This is a genomic window from Streptomyces sp. NPDC049879 (assembly GCF_044461265.1).
Lineage (GTDB): Bacteria > Actinomycetota > Actinomycetes > Streptomycetales > Streptomycetaceae > Streptomyces.
In genome coordinates this window covers 68,248-90,120 of sequence record NZ_JBITKT010000010.1, presented here as the reverse complement: position 1 = coordinate 90,120, position 21,873 = coordinate 68,248, and the positions used below count along the sequence as shown (strand labels likewise).

The following is a 21,873-nucleotide window of genomic DNA, read 5'->3' as shown; positions in this document are numbered from 1 at the left end:
CGCCCGGGGAGCGCCCGTTGGTACAGTCGGGGCGCGACGAGGGGGGCGCGGGTGATCCAACTGGCTGAGCTGATAGCGCAATTGCGGCGCGAGCTGGCGGACGCGGTGGCGGAGGGCGACGGTGAGCCGCTGCGGTTCGAGCTGGGCAGCGTCGAGGTCGAGGCGACCGTGACGGTGGACCGCGAGGCGACGGCGGACGGCAGGGTCCGCTTCTGGGTGGTCGAGACGGGCGGCGGCGCCCGCGCGGCGCACGGCGAGACCCAGCGGATCACCCTCACCCTGCAGCCCCGCCTGCGCGAGCCGGACGGCGGGTACGGAAGCGCGCTGATCGCCGGTGACTCGCTCGACGGCGAGCGCTGACGGCGGCGGCGGGAACGGCCTGGCGGCCGCCCGCGTCGCCGAGGTCGTCGCCGTACGCGCCGGGGGCGGGTCCGCGCGGGGCTCCGGCTACCTGGTCGCGCCCGGCCGCGTCCTGACCGCCGCCCATGTCGTCCCGCCGGGCGCGACGGCGGTCACGGTCCGCTTCGACGCCGACCTGCCCGGCGAACGCACGGCCGCCGCCACCGTCGCCTGGCGGCACGCGGGGCTCGACATCGCCGTCCTCGCCCACCCGCCGGACGCCGCCGAGGCCGGGCTCGCACCGGCCGTCCCTGGCCGCGTCGGGGACACGGACGCCGAAGTGCCGTTCTCCGCACTGGGTTTCCCGCTGCTCGCCCTGCGGCGGGACGGCTCGGGCCGCCGCTACCGCGACTCGCACCAGCTCGCCGCCACGCTCCTGCCGCTGTCCAACCGGCGGGAGGGCACGTTCGACCTGGGCGCGCGGCCCGTCGCCCGCGACCTGTCCGGCGGTCCCGGGGATTCGGCGTGGGAGGGGATGTCGGGCGCGCCGGTGTTCAGCCGGGGGCTGCTGATCGGCGTGGTCGTGGCGGCACATCGCTCGCCGGGCGAGGAACGGCTGACGGCGACGCGTGTGGACCGCTGGGCGGAGCGGCTGCGCGAGGAGCCGGAACCACTGGCCGCACTCCAGGAGTTGCTGGGCACGGACCTCGCGCCCTCGGCGCTGCCCGACGCCGCCGCGCGGACGGCCGCCATGCCCGACACCTTGGCCGATCCGCCGCCACCGCCCGCCGTGTTCGGCTTCCGCGACGAGGAACTGGCCACCGTCCTCGACACGTTGCGTCCCGGCCCTGGGCACGCGCTGGCGGTGACGGGCCCCGCCGGTGTCGGCAAGACATCGCTCACGGCGCAGGCGGCGCACGAGGCGCGGCGGGAGGGCTGGTTCCCCGGCGGCTTCCTCTACGCCGACCTGCGCGGGCACCGCCCCGAAGAGCCGGGCGGCAACGGCCCGTTGACGGCGGAGGCCACCCTGCTCACCCTGCTGCGCACCCTCCTGCCCGGCGGCGGCACCGGCGGCGGCTGGGAGGCGTACAACCTCAGCGGCCTGGCCGCCCTCTACCGCGACGCGCTGCGCGAGCGCGGCGACCGGCGCGGGCCCGTCCTCGTCCTGCTCGACAACGCGCCGCCCGGCTTCCCCGTACGGCTGTTCATGCCGGGCGACGGCCCGCACCGGCTGCTGCTCACCGCGCGGACGGCCCGCGACTGGCCGGCCGCACTGCCCCTGCTGCGCCTCGGCCCGCTGGCCCGCGACGCGTCACGCGCCCTGCTCACCGCGCTCCTGCGCGGCGCGCGCGTACCGCTCGACGGCATCACGGAGGACGATCTCGCGGAGATCGCGGCGGCCTGCGAGGACCTGCCGCTGCCGCTCGCCATGGCCGCCGGGCGGCTGCGCGACGACGCGGGGCACGGCGCCGGGCCGCTGCTCGCCGTGCTCAGGCAGCGCCGGGAGCGGCTGTCCGAGCTGGACATGCACCGGGTGTACGCGGCGACGTACGAGGCGCTGGACGCCGAAGCCGCCCGGCTGTTCCGTCTGTTGGCGCTGCACCCGGGCGGCGCCTTCGGCGGCTGGTCGGCCGCCGCGCTGCTGGGCGTGCCGGACGCGGGCGGCGTGCTGCGGCGGCTGCACCGGGCCGAGCTGCTGCAACGGGCGGACGGCGAGGGCCGGTTCCGGCTGCACGACCTGCTGCGCGCGTACGCCGACGAGCTGCTGGCGGGCGGGTCCGAGGAGGAACGGGCGGCGGCGCTCGGCCGGTTGCTGACCCGCGCCGGAGAGCTGGCCGCGTCGGCGGACGCCGCCTGGCTGGCCCGGGAGGAGGACGCGCTGCTCGCGCTCACCGGAACGGCGGCGGAGACCGGCGCGTTCGCCCACGTCGAGACCCTCGGCCCGCCGCTCGCCGCCCACTTCCTGCGCCGCGCGCGGCACCGCGAGGCCATCCTCGTACGCCGCCACCTGATCACCGCCGCGCAGCACCGCCGCGACCGGCTGGCCGAGGCGGGGCTGTTCGTCGAACTCGCCGAGCAGTACTTCGGCCTTGACAACCTCGCGCACGCCGTCGCGTGCCGCCAAGCCGCCCTGACGCTCTTCCGGCGCGCAGGTTCCTTTCCACGCCACATGATGGAGGGGAACGCCATCGTCGCCCAGCGGGTCGGCCGTTGGGCCGATGCCCTGTCCCACTTCCGGTGGGCCGCGCGGGAGGCGGAGCAGCGCCGTGACGACGCCCGGCTGGTGCGCGCGCTCATCGGCCTCGGCGACAGCCACCGCGCGCTGGGCCGGCCCGCCGAGGCCGTGGCCGCCTGGCGCCGCGCCGCCGAGATCGCCGAACGCGGCGGCGACACGGGCGGCCTGGCACAGGCGCTGACCCGGCAGGCGCGCCTGTGGCACGACGCGGACGACCCCGGCCGGGCCGAACAGTGGGCACGCGCGGCACTGGACCACGCGCGGCGGTCGGGAGACGTGCGCCGCACGGTGGACGCGCTGCGCACGCTGCTTGACGTCCTGGCGTCCCCGGACGGCTCGGAGGAAGCGGGGCGTCTGCTGGACGAGGCGCTGTCCCTGGCCAGGGCGCACCATCTGCCGGCGGACCAGGCCGGGCTGCTGGCGGTCGAGGCCACCTGGCGAGAGGCGCGGGGGCGGGCCGGGGAGGCCCGCCGACTGCGGGACGAGCGGGCCGCGCTGACGGCGAACCTCCAGGCGCCGCCGGACCTGCCCGCGCCGCCGCCCGCCTCACCGCCCGCCTCGCCGCCGGCGCTGGACCGCCGCTCCCTGCTCCGGGTCTTCGTCCTGCCCGGCCTGTGGATCGCGTGGACCCTCGGCGTGACGGTGCTGCTCGCCGTGGACGGGTACGCGGGCGAGGCCGTCGCGTGGGGCTGCTATCTCACGGTGGTGAGCCTCCTGTCCTGGGACAACCACCGCTCGTGGAGCACGGCGACCGAAGGGGATACCCCGTGGTGGCGGCTGCCGCTCGCGGGCTGCCTGGTCGTGTCGCAGCTCGCTGTCATGGCGGTGGACGAGAGGAACCTGCTCGTGTTGCCGTCACTGCTGTGCTTCTGCACCGTGCCCTTTCTGTGGCGCTCCGACGTGGTGACTCCCTGGGGCCTCCGCGCCCGGCTGCGGCGGCGTCTGGGGCGCTGAGGGGTCGGGGCCGTCACAGCGCACAGGCGACGGTGGCGGCGAGGAAGACCACCTGGAGCACCGTGCGCAGCGGCAGGGGTGTCGCGGGGCGTCCGCCGAGCGTCAGGTGCTGACGGGCGGCATGGACGTTCGCCGGGAAGAGCGCCAGCAGCAGCACGGCGAGCCCGATGGCGGCGTACGGCGCGAGGGGCGGGATCAGCAGTCCGGCGGCGCCTGCGAGTTCGAGCACGCCGGTGAGCGTCACCAGCAGCTCGGGGCGCGGCAGCGACGGCGGGACCATGGCCGCCATGTCGCGGCGCCACGACGGCAGGAAGTGCGGCACGCCGCCGGTGACGAACAGCAGCGCCACGCCGCCGCGCAGCGCGGGCTGCCAGGCGTCCAGCGCGTCCACACCGGCGAGGCCCGCCAGCCGCAGCACGGCGAAGCCGATCACCATGGCGAGGAACGGGATCATGGCTCCCCCGGTCTTTCCAGTGACAAGTTCTTGCGCCGCCACTGTGCCGCATGCGGCCGCGTCTTGTCAATGACAAGTCTGTCGGTGACAAGATGGGGCGCACAGCGACCGACCCGGAATCTGGAGGTGGGGACGATCGGTCAGACGGGTTATCACCACGGGAACCTGCGCCGTACCGTCATGGACGCCGCGCTGCGGGCGATCGAGGAATCGGGGCCGACCGGCTGGAGCCTGCGCGAACTGGCGCGCCGCGCGGGCGTCTCGCACGCCGCGCCCGCGCACCACTTCGGCGACAAGGCGGGCCTGCTCACCGCCGTCGCCGCCGAGGGGTACGCGGCGCTCGCGGACGAGCTGGAGCGGGCGGGCGACGACTTCGCCGAGGCGGGCATCGCCTACGTGCGCTTCGCGGTGACGCGCCGGGCGTACTGGGCGGTGATGTTCCGGCCCGAGCTGTACCGGGCGGACGACGCGGACCTGGTCGCGGCGCGGACCCGTTCCCGCGCGGTGCTGGTCCGGGGCGCCCAGGACACCGCCGGGTCGCCGGAGCGGGAGCGGCCCGTGATGCTCGCCGCCTGGTCGCTCGCGCACGGCTTCGCCGCGCTGTGGCTCGACGGCGCGTTCCCGGAGGCGGCGGCGGGCGACGACCGGGACGCCGAGGCCCTGGCGCGCGCCGTCCTCCGCACGGCCGCCGAGGGCATCGGCGCACTCCCGGCGGACTGACCACGCCGGGAACGGGCCTCCCAGGGCCACGGGGGGACGCGCGCACAGGACGGCGGCGCGCCCCCGTGCGTCCTGCGCAGGCACCCCCGCCGTCGCCGGGCACCAGAGCCGCCCGGCGACCAGGCGGGAGTGACGCCGCCCGCACAGGACGGCGCCCCGGCACGGAGGCGCCGCCCGTGCAGTCCGGCGGCGTGAACGCTTGGCGCAGGACGCCGTGCCGCAGGTGCCCCACCGAGCGGGGCCACAGCCCGGCGGGCGAGTCAGGGCAACGGGATCCCAGCCCGGCGGCGGGCGCTCCCGGCGCAGGACGCCGTGCCGCAGGCATCGGGGACCGGCACGGAGGCGCCGCCCCTGCAGCCCGGCGGCGGGTGGGGCAGCCGGGCCGGGTGCCGGGGTGTGGCCGGTCCTTCGTGCGGCGCGCGTGGCGTCGCGTGCGCCGTGACGCGCGACAAAGCGCTGCCGCACCACCCGCCCGGGTGGCACGGCAGCCCCGCGTCACAGCAGGTCGCGGGGGACCTTCTCCGTCCAGGTCTGGGAGAAGACCCGGTGCGGGCCCTCGTACGCGTCGAGGGTCGCGTGCAGCAGGAAGTCCGTCTCCGAGCACTCCAGGACGGTCCGCGTCTCCGTGCGCGTCTCCCAGTCCCCGCGCCGGAAGCCCATCGTCCACGCCGACTCGCCCCGCACCGAGCAGAAACGGTCCGCCACCGAGTCGTACCGCTCGTACGCCCGGCGCCGCACCTCCATCCCGTGCTCCTCGAAGCGCTGCACGCCCAGGTCCTTCACGATCTCCAGCGACGACCGGTAGTCCACCAGGTCACGCGAAACCTCCCAGCGCTGCTCCCCCGGCTCCAGCAGCGTCGTCTCCAGCGGCCTGGCGCCCTCCGGCTCGCCGAACGGGCGCTCGCCCACGTTGTCCGGCTCCGCCGCCGGGCGGACCGGCAGGACGAGGCGGCCCCCGCGGTGCACCGTCATCAGGACCGGCTCGGGCGGCGGCCACGCCAGCGGCCAGTAGGACGTGGACAGCGACAGGCGTACGCGGTGGCCGGGCGGGAACGCCTGCGCCACCCCGTTCAGCCGCAGCTGGACCCGGTAGCGGCGGCCCGGCTCCAGCGGCTGGGGCGCGTCGTGGCTGTCGCGGCGGGTGAGGTTCAGCAGGCCGTAGGTGACGCGGGTGGCGCTGCCGTCCTCGGCGACGTCGGACAGGCGCGCCGCGACCATGGCGACCGGGCGGTTGACCGACACCTCCAGATCGACCAGCGGCGACCCGAGGATCTCCAGGCGCTCCTCCAGCGGGTCGCTGTCGTGGACGATCGAGCCGCCGTCCTCCTCGCGCTGGTCGTACGGCAGGTCGGGCGGCGCGTTGTACGACGCCCACTTCCCGGCGAACTGGCCCACCGACAGCGGCGAGCGCACCGTCGGCTCCGGGTGCGCGCGCAGCGGCTCGTCGCCCGGCGCGCCGATGCGCGGGCCGAGCAGCGGGTACGCCGTCTCCTCGATGTGCGGGGACGGCCAGGACGGCTCGCCGACCCACCGGCCGGGGCGTTCCTCGTACGCGGTGGAGGGCGGCACGCTCTCCTGCATCCAGGCGCGGAGCATCGGGCCGTCCATCACGCCGTTGTCGGCGTCCTTCAGCCAGTGGTCCCACCAGCGGACGACCTCCTGGAGGTAGCCGATGGCGGGTCCCGGCTCGCCCTGGTGGGGGAACTTGTGGGACCACGGGCCGATGAGGCCCTTGCGCGGCACGTCCAGGTGCTGCAGCAGGCGCGTGACGGCGTTGGAGTACCCGTCGGCCCAGCCGCTGGAGGCGAGGACGGGGACCTGCACGGCGGCGTAGTCCTCGCAGACGGAGGCGTGGCGCCAGTACGCGTCGCGGCGCTGGTGGCGCAGCCAGCGTTCGACCCAGGGGCGGGCGGCGGAGAGGCGTTCGAACCACATGGGGCGCCACTCGTCGCCGACGACCTGCGGGTCGGGCGGGCAGGTGGCGTAGGCGAACATGGTGCCGGCCTCGGCGAGGTTGTCGGACAGCATGCAGCCGTTCATGTAGTGCATGTCGTCGGCGTACCGGTCGTCCGTGAACGACGCGATGGCGATGGCGCGCAGGCTCGGCGGGCGGCGCGCGGCGACCTGGAGCGCGCTGAAGGCGCCCCAGGACAGGCCCATCATGCCGGTGCGCCCGTCGCACCAGGGCTGGTGCGACAGCCAGGCGAGGATGTCCTCGGCGTCGGTCTGCTCGCGTTCCAGGTACTCGTCGCGCAGCACGCCCTCGGAGTCGCCGGTGCCGCGCAGGTCCACGCGGACGCAGGCGTAGCCGTGGCCGGCGATGTAGGGGTGGTGCACGGAGTCGCGGACGGAGGTGAGGTCGCGCTTGCGGTAGGGGATGTACTCCAGCACGGCCGGGACGGGCTCGGCGTCGGAGGAGACGGGGCGCCAGATCCGGGCGGACAGCCGGATGCCGTCCGAGGCGCGGACGGTGACGTGCTCCTCGCGCCGGATCTCGTACGGCAGGTCGTCCGTGACGCGCATCAGGCGGTGCCTCCCTCCGGGGCGGCGCCGGGCGGCTCCTCGAACGCGAAGGGGAGGGAGCGTACGCACTCCTCGTACTTCGCGATCAGTTCCGCCTCGGTGTCGGCGGCGGTGAAGATGTGGGCCAGTTCGTGGCTGTAGCTGTCCTGCTCGGGCAGTTCGGAGAGGCGGGCGCCGGCGGGCGGGGTGTGGTTGACGGCGGTGCCGGGGACGCGGCGGGCCAGTTCGGCGAGTTCCTCGTCGCTGGGGGCGCGGGTGACGATGCCGTCCTCGAAGCGGCGCAGGTACCACTTGGCGGCGAGCTTGTACGGGCCCTCGCCGTGGGGCAGGCGGGGATCGCGGCCGAGGGCGAGGGCGAGCATCGCGTGGTGGTTGGGCGCGCCGTCGACGTAGGCGAAGAGTTCCGCGTGCGACTGGGAGTGACGCGGATTGACCTCCAGGATATTGATCCTGTCCGTTTCCGGGTCGTAGAAGAACTCGATGCTGAACGTCGCGTGATCCATTCCGATCTGCTTGATCACGCGCCGCGAGATGTCCTCCAGCCGGTCCACGACGTCGCGCGGCAGCCGCGAGGGGTACTGGTGCCGCAGGAAGCACGGGCTGTCCTCGTACGTCAGCGAGTCGAGCGTCCCGTAGACCGTCACCTCGCCGTCCCGGACGTAGCCCTCCACGGCGACCTGCTCGCCGCGTATCGCCTCCTCCGCCAGGCAGGCCGCGCCGCCCGCCTCGGCTATCTCCGGCGGCAGGTCGAGCCGTTCCAGCACGAACTCGAAGGGGCGGCCCACGCGGCCGATCCCCGCACGTATCTCCTCCACCGCCGCGCGGAACTCCTCGCGGTCCTTCACCCCGAAGGCCAGCTCGGACGAGTAGGCCGTCACCGGCTTCAGCCACATGGGGAAGCGCACGCCCTCCGGGGGCTCGGGGTCGTCCGCCGACAGGTCCACGAGGGCGAAGGGCGGCACGGCGTCTGTAACATTTCGCTGCTCCAGACGCGTCCAATATTTGTGCTCACATTTCACGATCGACTCCAGGCTGGTGCTCCGCAGCCCGTAGCGGCGGGCGAGGATCGGCACCAGCGTGGAGACCGGGAAGTCCCAGTAGCCGACGATCGCGTCCACCGTGCCGTCGAACGCGTCGAGCTGCCGTTCCGCCTCGCGCACGAGGGCCGGGAAGTCCACCTCGCCGTGCTGCAGCTCCTCGATCGTCAGCAGGGGGTGCAGCCGGTACGAGGACGCGTCCGGGACCTCCCGCAGCGCCGCCTCGTTCGCCTCGTCCATGCCGATGACGAAGACGTCCGCGACGCGGCCGTCCGCCGCCGTCGTCGTCGCGTCCGCCGTGTCCGTACGGGCTGCCTGGGTCACGCCGTCCTCCTCGGGTCCCCTGCCCGCCGGGGCGCGGGCACGGACCTTCCGGAGTACCCGCCCGGGGACGGGACATGCCAGGCGTACCGGTCAGGCGCCCCCGGGGCCCGTGACCCGCCGTGACCCGACGACGCCGGTGGGTGTCATCGCGCCGTGCGCGCCGAACGGCCAGCTGAGCTGGAGGATCGCGATGTCGTCGGTGTGCCGCCCGGCGTCCATGCTGCGCACGGTCGCCAGCAGCTCGTCGAGCCGCGCGTCGGGGTCGGCGGCGCGGGAGGCCTCGATCAGCTCGATCAGGCCCTCGGCGCCGAGCCGCTCGCCGCTCGCGTCGCGGTGGCCCTCGATGAGGCCGTCCGTGTAGAGCAGCAGGGTGCCCTCGGGCGGCAGGTCGAACGTCGTCGGGAACCAGCGCCGCAGGCCCGGCACGATGCCCAGGGCGAGGCCGTGCTGCCCGGGGACCTCCCGTGTCCGCCGGCCGGCGCCCTCGCCCGTGAGCAGCAGGGGCTCGTGGTGACCGGCCAGGTACAGCGTGGCGCGGCGGGCGGCCGGGTCCACGGTGAGCAGCGTGCAGGTGGCGAACAGGTCGCCGCCGGTGCGCTCCGCGACCAGCATGCGTTCGAGGAGGTCGAGCAGGGCGATGCCGTCGGTCCCGGCGAGCGTGAGGGCGCGCCAGGTGATGCGCAGGCACACGCCGAGGGCCGCCTGGTCGGGGCCGTGGCCGCTGACGTCGCCGATGACGGCGTGGATCAGGCCGTCGCCGGTCTGGACGACGTCCAGGAAGTCGCCGGACAGCAGCGCGCGCTCGCGGCCGGGGACGTAGCGGCTCAGCACGCCGACGGAGGGCGCCTCCAGCAGGGGCGTGGGGAGGAGGCTGTGCTCCAGGCGGGCGTTCTCGGCGGCGAGGATGCGGTTCTCGCGCAGCTCGGCGTTGGCGCGCTCGGCCTGCTTGCGGTGGATGGCGTAGCGCAGGGCGCGGCGCAGCAGCTCGGCCTCGACCTTGCCCTTGACCAGGTAGTCCTGCGCGCCCGCCGCGACGGCCTCGGCGCCCGCGTCGGACTCGGCGAGGCCGGTGAGGACGATGACGGCCGTCCCCGGGCTGGTCTGGCGCAGGGACCTGACGGCGTCCACGCCGGACGCGTCGGGCAGGTGCAGGTCCAGCAGGACGCACTCGGGCGCGCCGCCCGAGCCGGGCGGGCGGCCTGGGCCGATGTGGCCGAGGGCTTCGCCGAGCGTCTTGCAGCGCCGCAGGTCGTGGGGGAGGCCCGTGTCGAGCAGCATCTCCTCGACGAGGAGTGCGTCCCCGTCGTCGTCCTCGACGAGGAGCAGGCGCAGGGGGACGGTGCTCTCGGACGGCGGGACGGGGCCGCGCGGCGCAGGGGTGGTCATCTCAGCGGCACCTTTCCGGCGTCCGCGCCGTCCACGTCGTCCGTGCCTGCCGTGCTGTCCTCCGCGCCGTCCGTGCGGGGCGCGTCCTCGGTGCCGTCCTCGGTGCCGTCCGCCGCGTCCGCGGCGCCGGCTGTGTCCGTGGCCTCCGGTTCCGGCGGATCGTCGTGTCCCGGCGCGCCCGGCAGCGTGAAGACGATGCGCGCGCCGCCGGTGTGCGCCTGGTCCACGGAGATGGTGCCGCCGAGGTACTCCACGATCTTCTTGCACATCGCCAGGCCGATGCCGCTGCCCGGGTAGGCGTCGCGGGTGTGCAGGCGCTGGAAGATCACGAAGACACGCTCCGCGTACTCGGGCTCGATCCCGATGCCGTTGTCCGTGACGGACAGCCGCCACCGGTCGCCGTCGCGCTCCGCCCCGATGTGGACCCGGGGCGCGCGGTCGGGCGCGCGGAACTTCACGGCGTTCGTGATGAGGTTCTGGAACAGCATCACGAACTGGCTCGCGTCACCGGTCACGTGCGGCAGCGGGTCGTGCGTGATCTCGGCGCCGGTCTCCTCCAGGCCGACGCTGATCGCGTCGAGCACGGAGGCCAGCGTCTCGTTCAGGTCGATGGCGCGGGACTCGGTGTTCATCCGGCCGACGCGCGAGAACAGCAGCAGGTCGTTGATGAGGACCTGCATCCGGTTGGCGCCGTCCACCGCGAAGCCGATGTACTGGTCGGCGCGCTCGTCCAGCTGCCCGCCGTACCGGCGCTGCAGCAGCTGGCAGAAGCTCGCGACCTTGCGCAGCGGCTCCTGCAGGTCGTGGGAGGCGACGTACGCGAACTGCTCCAGCTCGTCGTTGGAGCGCCGCAGCTCCATCGCCTGCTCGTCGAGGCGCATCCTGGCGCGCTCGGTGAAGTCCAGCTCGTCGGCGAGGCGGCGGCGCATGTCCTCCACGTCCTTCCCGAGCTGCTCCAGGTCGGCGGGCCCGGCGGGGGTGGTGATGGCGTGGCCGAAATCACCCTCGGCGACCTGGCGGGCGTCCCGGGACAGCAGCTCCAGGGGGCGCGTGACGCTGCGCCGCATGGCGTCGAACGCCAGGACGGTCACGGTCACGATCAGCAGGGCGATGGCGGCGAAGACGACGTTGCGGACGACCTCGGCGTCGTGCAGGTCCTCGCGGGCGGCGGCGCGCGTGTCCGACAGGTACCGCTGCTGGTCGGTGAGCGCGGCGCGCACGGCGTCGAACGTCGCCTTGCCGCGTTCCGTGTAGTCGGCGGTGAGCTGGGCGAGGTCGGCGCGCGGGGCGTTCACGATCGGCTCGGCGAGATCCTCGCGCCACTCGTCCGCCCGGTCGAGAACGGTCGCCAGGTCGTCCTCGGCCTTCCGGTTCCCGGCGACGAGGCCGAGGAGGCGTTCCGCGGTGGCCTCCTCGTCCTCACGGCCCTGGCGGTAGGGGTCGAGGAAGTCGTCACGGCCGGAGAGCGCGTAGCCCCGCAGGCCGGTCTCCTGGTCGATCAGGGCGCTCTCCAGGCGTACCGCCTGCACCAGCGCGGGGGACGAGACCTCGGTCAGCTGCCGGGTCGAGTCGGAGGTGCGGACCAGTGCCCAGGTGCCGATGGCCCCGAGCACGGTGAAGACGGCCAGTGTGGTCGTCACTCCGACGAGCAGCCAGCGGCGCGTGGTCCACCGCGCTGACCGGTTTGCGGCAACGGCCTGCATGAGAGTCCTCCTGTCCCCCCACGACACTGCGCCGGTCCGGGGGTCTGGGATGACCTTCCGGTTCCGGCGCGCCCAGTCACGATACAGGGGGAACGCGGGACGGCGGTTGTCAGCCTGTGACCGGGAACCTTACGCTCGTACCCATGCCCGGTATCCGTTCCGCTTCACGTCGTCCCTCGGGGGACGGCGCGGTCGGCGCGGGTGCGATGATCAACGGGCCGGCACGCCAGGCACAGTCCCGGTGCGCGGTGGACAGGACGGCGGACACGGGGACGCGCGCGCTCCCGTCGACGGCGGCCACCACCCCGAGCCCGGTGTGTGCGTCCCCCGCGACCGGTGCGCATCCCGCCACCGGCCCGCGCCACATCGACCCGTCAGCGACCGGAGTTGATTCGGAATGACCACCCCCATGGCAACCCCCGCCCCGCCCTACGACATCCTCCTCGTCGAGGACGACCCGGCCGACGCCATGCTCATCGAGGACGCGCTGCGCGAACGGGGCGCCACACGGGCGCTCGCGCAGGTCGACGACGGTGTCGCGGCGCTCGACTACCTCCAGAACCCGGCCAATCCGCGCCCCGACCTGATCGTCCTCGATCTGAACATGCCGCGGATGAACGGGCGCGAGCTGCTGACCGTCCTCAAGCAGGAGGACGACCTGAAGATGATCCCGGTCGTGGTCCTCACCACGTCGGCCGCGCCGGACGACGTGTCGGCGGCGTACCGGCGGCACGCGAACGCGTATGTGACCAAGCCGGTCAACCTGGACGACTTCACCGACGCGGTGCGCAGCATCGACGCGTTCTACCTGGACATGGCGGCGAAGATCCCGCGCGACTGAGGCGGGCCCCCGCCCGTACCCTGCCGCGTATGACTGTATGGCGTTCACCACACGCGGCATGGATGTGACACCGGCCACCCCGCGGCTCGACGCCGCGGCGGTGGCCGCTGCTTTCGGTCTGGGGGACGTGCGGGAGCCGCCCGTGCCCGTGCCCGGCGGGCGGTCGCACCCGCTGTGGCGGCTGCGGACCGGCTCGGGGGTGTGGGCGGTGAAGCGGCTGAACCGGCCGCGTGAGGCGTGGTGGGACGCGGAGTACGCGGTGGCGGCGGCGGTGCAGGAGAACGCGTTCCGCCATGGGATCGCGATGCCGCGGCCCGTGCACCCGCTGCGTCCGGCGGCGCCGCTGCTGGCGGATCTGCGGGACGGGGAAGGGGAGTTGCGCAGCTTCCTCGTGCACGCCTGGTGCGACGGCGCGCAGGTCCCCGAGACGGGCGTGCCGCGGGCCGTACGGCGGTGGGCGGGGCGTACGCTCGCGGCGCTCCACGCGCTGCCCGCGCCCCCGGGGGTCGGCGGCGCGCCGGTGCTGCGGCGGCCGCACGCGGTGGCGGAGTGGCGGGAGGCGCTGGACGGGGCGCCGGGGGACGTGCCGGACGGCTTCGTCGGGGCGGTGCGGCGGTTCCTGCCGGACGTGGCGCGGGCGGTCGGGCTGGTCGGCGCGGCGCTGGAACGGCCGGGGGCGGCGCCGGTGTTCACGCACGCCGATGTGAAGCCGGACAACGTGCTGGTGACGGCGGGCGGGCCCGTGCTGCTCGACTGGGACGGGGCGAGGGCCGACCTGGCGGCCTGGGAAGTGGTGCGGGCCGGGCTGGCGTTCGGGCGGACGGCGCGGGGGCCGGGGCGGGCGGGGTTCCTCGACGTGCTGGGCGCGTACCGGGAGGCGGGCGGGGCGCCGGTGGAGGCGGCGCCGGCAACGTTCGCCGGGGAGGTGGACCGGCGGGTGGGCGGGGCGGCGTGGCTGCTGTGGCGCGCGTTGGGGCACCGGCCGGTGTCGGCGGCGGAGCGGGCCGCCTCGTACGGGCACGTGCTGGAGTACCTGGCGGAACTGCGGCGGGTGCTGCGGTCGGCGGAGCGCTGGACGGCCTGGCTGGCGGACGCGCGACGGCTGTGACGGGGCCGCCCCGGGCGATGCCAGGCGTCACTGTCAGTGGCGTGTGCTCTCCTAGGGTCATGGTCGAAAAGGTGAACGAGGGCGGGGTCGGCCGGACCTGGGACAGGATCGAACGCTGGCTCGCACGGCACGCACCGGCGACGTACGCCACGCTGCGCCCGCCCGCCGCGCGGGACGATGTGGCGGCGCTGGAGGAGGAGTTCGGCATACGGCTGCCGGGGGACCTCGTCGCGTCGCTGCTGCGGCACGACGGGGTGACGTGGCCGGGGCAGGCGGCGTTCGCGCTGCCGGGGCGCTTCTACCTGCTGGACGTCGCGGCGATACGGGAGCACTGCGCGATGTGGCGTCGGCTCGCGGAGCGGGAGGACGCGACCAACCTGCGGGACGGCTCGTACTGGCACCCGTCGTTCCTGACGGTCGCGGGGACGAACGCGGCGGACGCGATGTTCGTGGACTGCCGCCCCGGCGAGCGGTACGGGGTCGTGGGCTGGCACATCAAGGGCGGGGAGCCGTACTTCGGACCGCGACTGCCGTTCGCGGCGATGCTCGGCGCGCTGGCGGACGCCCTGGAGGCGGACCGGCCGCTGCGCGGTCTGGGCGAGTCGCTGCCCGTCGCCTTCGCAGGGCGGCTGCTGTGGGAGAAGGTGTGGACGCCCCATCCCGATCCCGGGTCGCTGCTCGACCTGGCGGCGGGGATCGCGCCCACCGAGCCCTCGTGGGGCGTGCGCACGCTGATCGTGGCGCGCGGTCTGACGCCCACCGCCCTGCTCGGGCGCATGGGCGCGCCCGCCGCCCCGGCGGGCGGTCCCGTGCCCGAGCCGAACGCGGCGCTGCCGCAGGTGCGGGTCGGCCGGGAGGGCGAGTGGGCGTTCGCGGTGGCGCAGGGGCACTGGGAGGCGGTACGCCCCGAGGTGCTGCGGCGGGTGTCGCGGGGCACGGTGGCGGTGGCCGTCACGCCGAACGACAGGATCGCGCCGCTGATCTACGAGGACGGGCACCGGGTCCCGCCGCCGCCCGCGCCCGCCGGACCGGAGGCGCCGGAACGGCACGGCGGGCTCCGGTTGATAGCGGGCGGCGCCGGGACGCTGCCGCCCGGGGCGCCGGACATGCGCGTGCCGTCCGAGCGGGCCGAGCTGTCGGCGCTGTGCGAGCGGCTCGCGGCCCTGCCGGTCGATGCGGGGATCACCCCCGGGGTGCTGGCCGGGACGATGGCCGCCGCCCCGCCCGTGCCGGTGCTGCCGGTGCTGCCGGACATCGCGCCGGTGCCGCGTCCCATGCCGCTGGTCGCCGAGGTCGTGGACGGCATACCCGGCGAGCGGCTCGGCCCGGCGCTGGTCACCGCGACGGCGCGGCTGGCGGAGGCGACGGGGCTCGGGGGCCACCGGGAGGTGGCGGACGCGCTCACGGACCTGCGGGCGGGGCGGCCCGTGCCGGTCTCCGACGACTCGCCCCTCGGGCTGCGGCTGCGGCGCGTGCTGGCGGAGGCGGCGGCACCGCGCCACGTGGACCGGCGCGACGTGGAACGGATGCCGACGGGGCGGGAGCGCCTGGCCTGGCAGCAGCGCGGCACGGCCGCGAAGGCGCTGCTCGCCGCGGCCGCGCTCCCGCCGCGCGAGGCGGCGGACCACGTCTTCGCCATACCCCCCACACCCCGCTGGCGGGCGGAACTGCTGCGGGACACGGCGGAGGGAGCGCCTCCGGAAGACATGTGACGCGCCCGCGTCAGCGGCGGGAACGCCCACCGTGGAGGTCACCGGTCTGTGCGGCCTGGGAGGGGGCCGTGCCCGTTGACCCACTGCGGGATGGCGCCAGGGCAGGCGAGTTCACCTCGCGTGGACCCTGGCCGCACTCGAAGACCGCCTCGGCCGCTCCCCCGCGCACGCATCAGGCCGCCGTTCACCGGCGTCCCACCCGACCGGACCGGGCAGGCGCCGTACCGCCATGAGCCGACCACGGCAGCGGAACCCACCACCGGAACGGCAGTGGCAACGACCCCGGGCACGCCGTGAACCGCGTCCCCTCGTCCCCCGCCTTCCGAAGCCTGACCTGCCAGGACGGCCGCCGCAGCCCGCCCCTAGCATCGTGCCCATGCCCTCCCAGCCCGACCTCCTCGTCGTTCCCGCCGATCCGGAATGGCCCGCGCTCGCGCGCGACCTGACGGACGACCTCACGCGGGCCCTGGCCCCGCACGTCCAGTACGCCGAGCACATGGGCAGCACCTCCATCCCCGGCATGGCGGCCAAGCCCGTGCTCGACCTCCAGCTGAGCGTCCCCGACCTCGACGCCGCCGCCGAGGCGTTCGCGGAGCCGCTCGCCGCACGCGGCTTCACGCCCTCCCCCTACCGCCAGGACCACGTGCCCGCCGGGAGCGACGACGACCCGGCGCTGTGGTCCAAGCGCCTGTGGCTGCGCCGCGACCACCCCGGGCCCGACGTGAACCTGCACGTCCGCCGCACCGGTTCGCCGAACGAACGCCTCGCCCTGCTCTTCCGCGACTGGTTCAGGGCACACCCCGAGGCCGTCCCGGCCTACGCGCGCTTCAAGCAGACCCTCGCGGCCACGGTCGGCGAACTGCGCCCGTACGTCGAGGTGAAGGACCCGGTGGTGGACCTCGTCGTCACCGTCGCCGAGCCATGGGCCGCCGCGACCGGCTGGCGGCCCCACGCGCCCGCCCACCACCCCCGGCCCGCCGTCGGGGCCGCCGGGTAGGCTGACTGGCTCGGCACGTTGAAGGAGCGGGCATGAAGGTCCTGATCACAGGCGGCGCGGGGTACATCGGAAGCACGGTCGCGCAGGCCTGCCTGGACGCGGGCATCACCCCGGTCGTCCTGGACAGCCTGGTGACGGGCCGCCGCGAGTTCACGGCGGACCGCGCGTTCTACGAGGGCGACATCTCCGACGGCGCGCTGGTCGACCGGATCTTCGCCGAGCACCCGGACATCCACGCGGTCGTCCACTGCGCCGCGCTGATCGTCGTCCCCGAGTCGGTGGCGGACCCGGTGGGCTACTACCGGGCGAACGTCGTGAAGAGCCTCGACCTGGCGGGCCACCTCCTGCGCAACGGCTGCGACCGCCTCGTCTTCAGCTCCTCCGCCTCCATCTACCGCGCGAACGACGACCTGACCGTGGACGAGGACTCGGCGCTCGACCCGCAGAGCCCGTACGCGCGGACGAAGGCCGTGTGCGAGGGCATGTTCGCCGACATCGCCGCCACCCAGCCGCTGCGCGTCCTGTCCCTGCGCTACTTCAACCCCATCGGCGCCGACCCGCGGATGCGCACCGGCATCCAGCACCCGCGCCCCAGCCACGCGCTGGGCAAGATGATCCAGGCGGCGGAGGACGGCGTCCCGTTCGAGATCACCGGCACCGACTGGCCGACCAGGGACGGTTCCGGCATCCGCGACTACGTCCACGTCTGGGACCTCGCGACGGCGCACGTGGCGGCGCTGCGCTCCTTCGACGAGAACCTCACGGACGAGCGGCCCCACCTCGTCGTCAACCTGGGCACGGGCCGGGGCACCACCGTCCGCGAGCTGTTCGCCGCCTTCAACAGCCTGCTCGACACGCCCGTGGAGGCGGTCGAGGCGCCCGCGCGCCCCGGCGACGTGGCCGGGGCCTGGACCCGTACGGACCGGGCGCGCGACCTCCTCGGCTGGGAGGCGCGGTACTCGCTGACCGACGGCATCCGCCACTCGCTCCAGTGGGCCGCGCTGCGCGACAGCGTGCTGACACCGCGCTGACCCCGGCCGGCGGCCGCACCGGCCGGTGACGGCGCGCACGCGGCCGGATGCCGTCCGTGTGCATGTTCCCAGGCATGACCCTCCGACCGGGTGGGGTACACATCCCGGGTGTCACCACATCACTGTCGGTGACGAGGGGTTCACGAAGGGAACGGGTAACTGCCGTGGAGCTGACCGGTGAAGAGGGGGAGCTGAGCCCGGACGCGCGCCTCGGGCGGCGCATCAGGGGCTTCCGTACGGCGCGGGGACTCTCCCTGCGCGGGCTGTCCGCGGCGGTCACGGGCTACTCCCACAGCTACCTCGGACGGGTCGAACTCGGGAAGCAGCCGGCGTCGGCGGCGCTCATCACCGCGCTCGACACCTATTTCGAGACGGACGGCGCGCTGGCCGAACTGCACGGCCTCGCACAGGACGCGCTGATCGCCAGGTACAGCCGCAACTTCGTCCGCAAGGAACGGGACGCGGTGCGCATCCAGGTGTTCACCAGCAGCCTGATCCCGGGGCTGCTGCAGACGCGGGAATACGCGACGGAACTGTTCAGGACGGGGCTGCTGGCGCCGTCGCAGCACCAGATCGAGGCCCGCGTGGAAGCGCGGATGGAACGGCAGCGGATCTTCGAACGCCCCGACCCGCCGTACTACTGGGCCGTCATCGACGAGGCGTCGCTGAAGCGGCCGCCGCGCGACAAGGCGGTGATGCGGCGGCAGTTGGAGCACATACTGCAGTTCGCGGCCCATCCCCGGGTGACCGTGCAGATCCTCCCCTTCGACCAGGGATTCCACCCGATGCTGGGCGGCAGCCTGACACTGCTCACCTCGAAGGACGGACGGACCGACGCGCTGGTCGAGAGTTTCAATTCGGGCGACGAGGGAGAGTCGCCGGAGCGGGTCATCAGCCTCGCGCAGCGATTCGACACGGCCAGGTCCCTGGCGTCCCCGGTACACGAGTCTCTCGAACTGATCCGCACATACCTGAAAGAGTTCAGCGATGACAGTTGATCGTGCCGCGCCCGCGGAATGCGGCGGCGACTGGCGCAAGTCGAGCCACAGCGGTTCGGAGAACGGCGATTGCGTCGAGTTGGCTTTCGGCTTTCCCGGGGCGGCCCCGGTCCGGGATTCCAAGAATCCCGCGGCAGCCCCCGTGGTGTTCACCTCGTCCGCGTGGCGGGAATTCATCGGCGTGCTGAAGGAGTCCGGCGCCCGCTGAGACACGGTACGCACACCCTCCGCCGTCAACCGCCGTCAACCGGCGCACCGGTGGACAGGCGGGCCACACCCCCCGCGCCCGCGCCGTTCCGGGACGGGGGGCACCCCGTCCTCCCGGGCGCCGGAGCGCGGGATCAGGTCCAGACGGTGGCGATGAAGATGTTGGCGATGGTCAGCGCGCCCACCATGCCGAACAGCCCGTTGGAGACCTTCTCGTCGTCCCGCTTGAGGTAGACGGGCACGAGGATCACGACCAGGACGGCCAGCTTGACGCCGATCTTGACGTGGTTGACCGACTGGTCGTCCGCCTCGTTGAGCCCGACGAGCGCCACGCCCGTCACCAGCATGGTGAGGGCGCCGTGCAGCATCGCGGGCGTCATCCGGGCGCCGCCCGTGCGCAGGGCCTTCATCTGGGTCAGGAACCCGCCGAGCAGCGCGGCGATCCCGATGATGTGGAAGGCGACCAGGATGTTGATGAGGACGTCCATGGGACATGAGCCTAGCGACGGGGAAATCCGGCGCTGTTGGGGGGTACGCAGGGGTTGACGGGTCCCTGCCATGCCCACAGGATGCTTTGGGAGCGCTCCCACACCCACCGTCCGCCCTGCCGAAGAAGGATCGAGCCGTGACACCACGTCCTTCCCGCTCCGCGCACGCCCACCCCCCTCGCTCCCGACCCCGCTCCCGTTCCCGCCTGCTGGGCATCGTCCTCAGCACCGGCCTCGCCGCCGGGGCGCTCGCCGTCCCGGCGCTCGCCACCCCGGCCGCCGCCGAGGGCCCCGAACTGATCGACAACGGCGACTTCTCCGGCGGCACCGACTCCTGGTGGTGGACCGAGGGCAGCCCCGCCACCGTCGTGGACGGACGGCTGTGCGTGGACGTCCCGGCGGGCACCGCCAACCCCTGGGACGCCATCCTCGGCCAGGACGGCCTGCCGCTCACCGCCGGCGAGAGCTACGAGCTGTCGTACACCGCCTCCTCGACCGCGCCGATCACCATCAGGACGAACGTCCAGCTGGCCGTGGACCCGTGGACGACCGAGCTGGCCTCGCCCGACCAGATCGGCACCGCCCCGGAGACCGTCTCCCACACGTTCACCGCGAGCGCCGACAACACCGCCGCGCAGCTGGCCTTCCAGATCGGCGGCAACGCGGGCGCGTACACCTTCTGCGTGGACGACGTGTCGCTGACCGGCGGCGCGGAACCGCCGGTGTACGAGCCGGACACCGGCTCCCCGGTGCGCGTCAACCAGGTCGGCTACCTCACGACCGGCCCGAAGGAGGGCACGTTCGTCACCGAGGCGACCGCCGCCCAGGGCTGGTCGCTGCGCGACGCGGACGGCACCCAGGTCGCCACCGGCACGACCACGCCGCGCGGCGTGGACCCGATCTCCGAGCAGAACGTCCACACGTTCGACTTCAGCTCGGTCACTGAAGCCGGTGACGGCTACACCGTGGTGATCGGCGACGCGGTGAGCGAGCCGTTCTCCATCGGCGACGGCCTCTACGACGGCCTGCGCGACGACGCCCTCGCGTTCTTCTACCACCAGCGCAGCGGCATCGCGATCGACGCCGCCCTCGTCGGCCAGGAGTACGCGCGGCCCGCCGGGCACGCCAACGTCGCGCCGAACCAGGGCGACGACAACGTGCCCTGCCAGCCCGGCGTCTGCGACTACCGCCTCGACGCGGCGGGCGGCTGGTACGACGCGGGCGACCACGGCAAGTACGTGGTCAACGGCGGCATCTCCGTCGCGCAGCTGCTGTCCGCCTTCGAGCGCGACGGCGCCGAGCTGGGCGACAGCTCCCTCGCCGTCCCCGAGCGCGGCAACGGCGTCCCCGACCTGCTGGACGAGGCGCGCTGGGAGCTGGACTTCCTGACCGCCATGCAGGTGCCCGCCGGTGAGGAACTGGCCGGGATGGCGCACCACAAGCTGCACGACCGGCAGTGGACCGCGCTGCCGACGCGCCCCGACCAGGACACCCAGCTCCGCGAGCTGCACCCGCCGTCCACGGCGGCGACGCTGAACCTGGCGGCGGCGGCCGCCCAGGGCGCCCGCCTGTTCGAGCCGTACGACGCGGCGTACGCGGCCGAGCTGCTCGACGCGGCGGAGACGGCCTGGGACGCGGCGGTGGCCCACCCGGCGGTCTACGCGGACCCGAACGACGCGACGGGCGGCGGCGCCTACAGCGACAACGACGTCTCGGACGAGTTCTTCTGGGCCGCGGCCGAGCTGTTCATCACGACCGGCGGCGCCGACTACCGCCAGGCGGTGACGGGTTCGGAACTGTGGGGCGACGGCGACGCGCTGTTCCCGTCCGGCGGCTTCTCGTGGGGCTCGACGGCGGCGCTCGGCGCGCTCGACCTGGCGACGGTCGACAACGGCCTGTCGGCGTCCGAACTGGCCTCCGTACGCTCGGCGGTGACCGGCGCGGCCGACGGCTTCGCGGACTCGGCGCAGGGCGCGGCGTACGGTCTGCCGCTCGCGCCGGAGGACGACTTCGTGTGGGGCTCCAACAGCCAGGTGCTGAACAACGTCGTGGTCCTCGCGACGGCGTACGACCTGACGGAGGACGCCGCCTACCGCGACGCGGCGCTGACCGGCCTGGACTACATCCTGGGCCGCAACCCGCTCAACCTCTCGTACGTGACCGGCTACGGCGAGCGCGACGTCGAGAACCAGCACCACCGCTTCTGGGCCAACCAGCTGAACGCGTCGCTGCCGCACCCGCCCGCCGGGTCCCTGGCCGGCGGCCCGAACAGCGCGCTCCAGGACCCGATCGCCGAGGACCTGCTCCAGGGCTGCGCCCCGGCGATGTGCTACGTCGACCACATCGAGTCGTACGCGACGAACGAGGTCACGGTGAACTGGAACGCGCCGCTGGCCTGGGCCGCCGCCTGGGCGGACAGCGTCGCGGGCGACGACGGGGAGGGCCCGGGCGAGCCGGGCGACCCGGCCGAGTGCGAGGTGTCGTACACCACCAACCGCTGGCAGGGCGGCTTCTCGACGCAGGTGACGGTCGCCAACACCGGTTCCGCGGCGGTCAGTCCGTGGGAGCTGCGCTGGTCCTTCGCGGACGCGCAGCGGATCACCCAGCACTGGAACTCGGCCGTCACCCAGAACGGGCGTGATGTGACGGCGCGCCCGGCGGCGTGGAACGGGTCGATCCCGCCCGGCGGTTCGGTGAACTTCGGATTCAACGGGACGGTCACGGGCGCGGCGGCCGACCCGACCGCGTTCACGCTCAACGGTCAGGCGTGCGACGTCGGCTGACGTCGCACGGGCAGAACGGTCCGGGCCCCGGG

At 74.4% G+C, this 21,873-nt stretch carries 17 protein-coding genes; 11 read left to right on the top strand and 6 right to left on the bottom strand.

Going from position 1 to position 21,873, the window contains the following annotated elements:
• Nucleotides 1-51: 51 nt before the first annotated feature.
• Together ACIBPC_RS28305 and ACIBPC_RS28300 are read left to right on the top strand one after the other, a co-directional pair.
• Nucleotides 52-360 (top strand): trypco2 family protein, encoded by a 309-nt coding sequence (locus ACIBPC_RS28305; protein WP_362964185.1) that lies wholly within the window; start codon nucleotides 52-54, stop codon nucleotides 358-360.
• The gene (locus tag ACIBPC_RS28300; RefSeq protein ID WP_398848543.1) at nucleotides 335-3,529 is read left to right on the top strand and encodes a trypsin-like peptidase domain-containing protein; all 3,195 of its coding nucleotides are present in this window, start codon (nucleotides 335-337) and stop codon (nucleotides 3,527-3,529) included. Before ACIBPC_RS28305 ends, ACIBPC_RS28300 begins: the two co-directional genes overlap by 26 nt.
• Before the next feature lie 13 nt (nucleotides 3,530-3,542).
• Here ACIBPC_RS28300 and ACIBPC_RS28295 read toward each other — a convergent pair whose 3' ends face one another.
• On the bottom strand, nucleotides 3,543-3,983 hold the full coding sequence (locus tag ACIBPC_RS28295; RefSeq protein ID WP_398848542.1) for a DoxX family protein: 441 nt from the start codon (nucleotides 3,981-3,983) through the stop codon (nucleotides 3,543-3,545).
• A 135-nt stretch (nucleotides 3,984-4,118) separates the two neighbouring features.
• On the opposite strand from ACIBPC_RS28295, the gene ACIBPC_RS28290 reads away from it, so the two are divergent.
• The gene (locus ACIBPC_RS28290) at nucleotides 4,119-4,703 is read left to right on the top strand and encodes a TetR/AcrR family transcriptional regulator (RefSeq protein ID WP_398848733.1); all 585 of its coding nucleotides are present in this window, start codon (nucleotides 4,119-4,121) and stop codon (nucleotides 4,701-4,703) included.
• Nucleotides 4,704-5,198: 495 nt separating this feature from the next.
• On the opposite strand, the gene ACIBPC_RS28285 is transcribed toward ACIBPC_RS28290, so the two are convergent.
• From ACIBPC_RS28285 to ACIBPC_RS28270, 4 genes are all read right to left on the bottom strand, one after another.
• Nucleotides 5,199-7,226 (bottom strand): CocE/NonD family hydrolase, encoded by a 2,028-nt coding sequence (locus tag ACIBPC_RS28285; RefSeq protein ID WP_398848541.1) that lies wholly within the window; start codon nucleotides 7,224-7,226, stop codon nucleotides 5,199-5,201.
• Nucleotides 7,226-8,503 carry an acetyl-CoA carboxylase biotin carboxylase subunit family protein gene (locus tag ACIBPC_RS28280; RefSeq protein ID WP_398848732.1) on the bottom strand — a complete coding sequence of 426 codons (1,278 nt, stop codon included), beginning with the start codon at nucleotides 8,501-8,503 and terminating at the stop codon, nucleotides 7,226-7,228. The genes ACIBPC_RS28285 and ACIBPC_RS28280 overlap by 1 nt, the downstream gene beginning before the upstream one ends.
• Before the next feature lie 174 nt (nucleotides 8,504-8,677).
• Nucleotides 8,678-9,973, bottom strand: coding sequence for a PP2C family protein-serine/threonine phosphatase (locus ACIBPC_RS28275; protein ID WP_398848540.1), 1,296 nt, complete (start codon nucleotides 9,971-9,973; stop codon nucleotides 8,678-8,680).
• A complete protein-coding gene (locus ACIBPC_RS28270) occupies nucleotides 9,970-11,676 on the bottom strand; it encodes an ATP-binding protein (protein ID WP_398848538.1) in 1,707 nt (568 codons plus the stop codon). The genes ACIBPC_RS28275 and ACIBPC_RS28270 overlap by 4 nt, the downstream gene beginning before the upstream one ends.
• A gap of 409 nt (nucleotides 11,677-12,085) precedes the next feature.
• Here ACIBPC_RS28270 and ACIBPC_RS28265 point away from each other — a divergent pair, with 409 nt between their 5' ends.
• From ACIBPC_RS28265 to ACIBPC_RS28235, 7 genes are all read left to right on the top strand, one after another.
• Nucleotides 12,086-12,517: a response regulator gene (locus tag ACIBPC_RS28265; RefSeq protein ID WP_362964199.1), complete on the top strand. Its 432-nt coding sequence runs from the start codon at nucleotides 12,086-12,088 to the stop codon at nucleotides 12,515-12,517.
• A 58-nt stretch (nucleotides 12,518-12,575) separates the two neighbouring features.
• The gene (locus ACIBPC_RS28260; protein WP_398848536.1) at nucleotides 12,576-13,625 is read left to right on the top strand and encodes an aminoglycoside phosphotransferase family protein; all 1,050 of its coding nucleotides are present in this window, start codon (nucleotides 12,576-12,578) and stop codon (nucleotides 13,623-13,625) included.
• Nucleotides 13,626-13,684: 59 nt separating this feature from the next.
• Nucleotides 13,685-15,337, top strand: a complete 1,653-nt coding sequence (locus ACIBPC_RS28255; protein WP_398848534.1) for an SMI1/KNR4 family protein — start codon at nucleotides 13,685-13,687, stop codon at nucleotides 15,335-15,337.
• Between the two features lie 376 nt (nucleotides 15,338-15,713).
• Nucleotides 15,714-16,334 (top strand): GrpB family protein, encoded by a 621-nt coding sequence (locus ACIBPC_RS28250; RefSeq protein WP_398848532.1) that lies wholly within the window; start codon nucleotides 15,714-15,716, stop codon nucleotides 16,332-16,334.
• A gap of 32 nt (nucleotides 16,335-16,366) precedes the next feature.
• Nucleotides 16,367-17,365: a UDP-glucose 4-epimerase GalE gene (gene galE / locus ACIBPC_RS28245; RefSeq protein WP_362964207.1), complete on the top strand. Its 999-nt coding sequence runs from the start codon at nucleotides 16,367-16,369 to the stop codon at nucleotides 17,363-17,365.
• Between the two features lie 164 nt (nucleotides 17,366-17,529).
• Nucleotides 17,530-18,363, top strand: a complete 834-nt coding sequence (locus tag ACIBPC_RS28240; protein ID WP_398848530.1) for a helix-turn-helix domain-containing protein — start codon at nucleotides 17,530-17,532, stop codon at nucleotides 18,361-18,363.
• Entirely contained in the window at nucleotides 18,353-18,571 is a 219-nt protein-coding gene (locus ACIBPC_RS28235; protein WP_398848528.1) for a DUF397 domain-containing protein, read from the top strand. Before ACIBPC_RS28240 ends, ACIBPC_RS28235 begins: the two co-directional genes overlap by 11 nt.
• Nucleotides 18,572-18,704: 133 nt before the next feature.
• Here the strand turns inward: ACIBPC_RS28235 and ACIBPC_RS28230 are convergent, their stop codons facing one another.
• Nucleotides 18,705-19,058: a hypothetical protein gene (locus tag ACIBPC_RS28230; RefSeq protein ID WP_362964213.1), complete on the bottom strand. Its 354-nt coding sequence runs from the start codon at nucleotides 19,056-19,058 to the stop codon at nucleotides 18,705-18,707.
• A gap of 206 nt (nucleotides 19,059-19,264) precedes the next feature.
• Between ACIBPC_RS28230 and ACIBPC_RS28225 the strand changes: the two genes are divergently transcribed.
• The gene (locus tag ACIBPC_RS28225; RefSeq protein ID WP_398848730.1) at nucleotides 19,265-21,841 is read left to right on the top strand and encodes a glycoside hydrolase family 9 protein; all 2,577 of its coding nucleotides are present in this window, start codon (nucleotides 19,265-19,267) and stop codon (nucleotides 21,839-21,841) included.
• Nucleotides 21,842-21,873: the final 32 nt, after the last annotated feature.

Bases quoted from the DNA above. Each gene is read 5' to 3' on its own strand.
- ACIBPC_RS28295 (WP_398848542.1), bottom strand. From the start codon at position 3,983: ATGATCCCGTTCCTCGCCATGGTGATCGGCTTCGCCGTGCTGCGGCTG.
- ACIBPC_RS28285 (WP_398848541.1), bottom strand. From the start codon at position 7,226: ATGCGCGTCACGGACGACCTGCCGTACGAGATCCGGCGCGAGGAGCAC.
- ACIBPC_RS28280 (WP_398848732.1), bottom strand. From the start codon at position 8,503: ATGGACGAGGCGAACGAGGCGGCGCTGCGGGAGGTCCCGGACGCGTCC.
- ACIBPC_RS28275 (WP_398848540.1), bottom strand. From the start codon at position 9,973: ATGACCACCCCTGCGCCGCGCGGCCCCGTCCCGCCGTCCGAGAGCACC.
- ACIBPC_RS28270 (WP_398848538.1), bottom strand. From the start codon at position 11,676: ATGCAGGCCGTTGCCGCAAACCGGTCAGCGCGGTGGACCACGCGCCGC.
- ACIBPC_RS28265 (WP_362964199.1), top strand. From the start codon at position 12,086: ATGGCAACCCCCGCCCCGCCCTACGACATCCTCCTCGTCGAGGACGAC.
- ACIBPC_RS28260 (WP_398848536.1), top strand. From the start codon at position 12,576: ATGGATGTGACACCGGCCACCCCGCGGCTCGACGCCGCGGCGGTGGCC.
- ACIBPC_RS28255 (WP_398848534.1), top strand. From the start codon at position 13,685: ATGGTCGAAAAGGTGAACGAGGGCGGGGTCGGCCGGACCTGGGACAGG.
- ACIBPC_RS28250 (WP_398848532.1), top strand. From the start codon at position 15,714: ATGCCCTCCCAGCCCGACCTCCTCGTCGTTCCCGCCGATCCGGAATGG.
- galE (WP_362964207.1), top strand. From the start codon at position 16,367: ATGAAGGTCCTGATCACAGGCGGCGCGGGGTACATCGGAAGCACGGTC.
- ACIBPC_RS28235 (WP_398848528.1), top strand. From the start codon at position 18,353: ATGACAGTTGATCGTGCCGCGCCCGCGGAATGCGGCGGCGACTGGCGC.
- ACIBPC_RS28230 (WP_362964213.1), bottom strand. From the start codon at position 19,058: ATGGACGTCCTCATCAACATCCTGGTCGCCTTCCACATCATCGGGATC.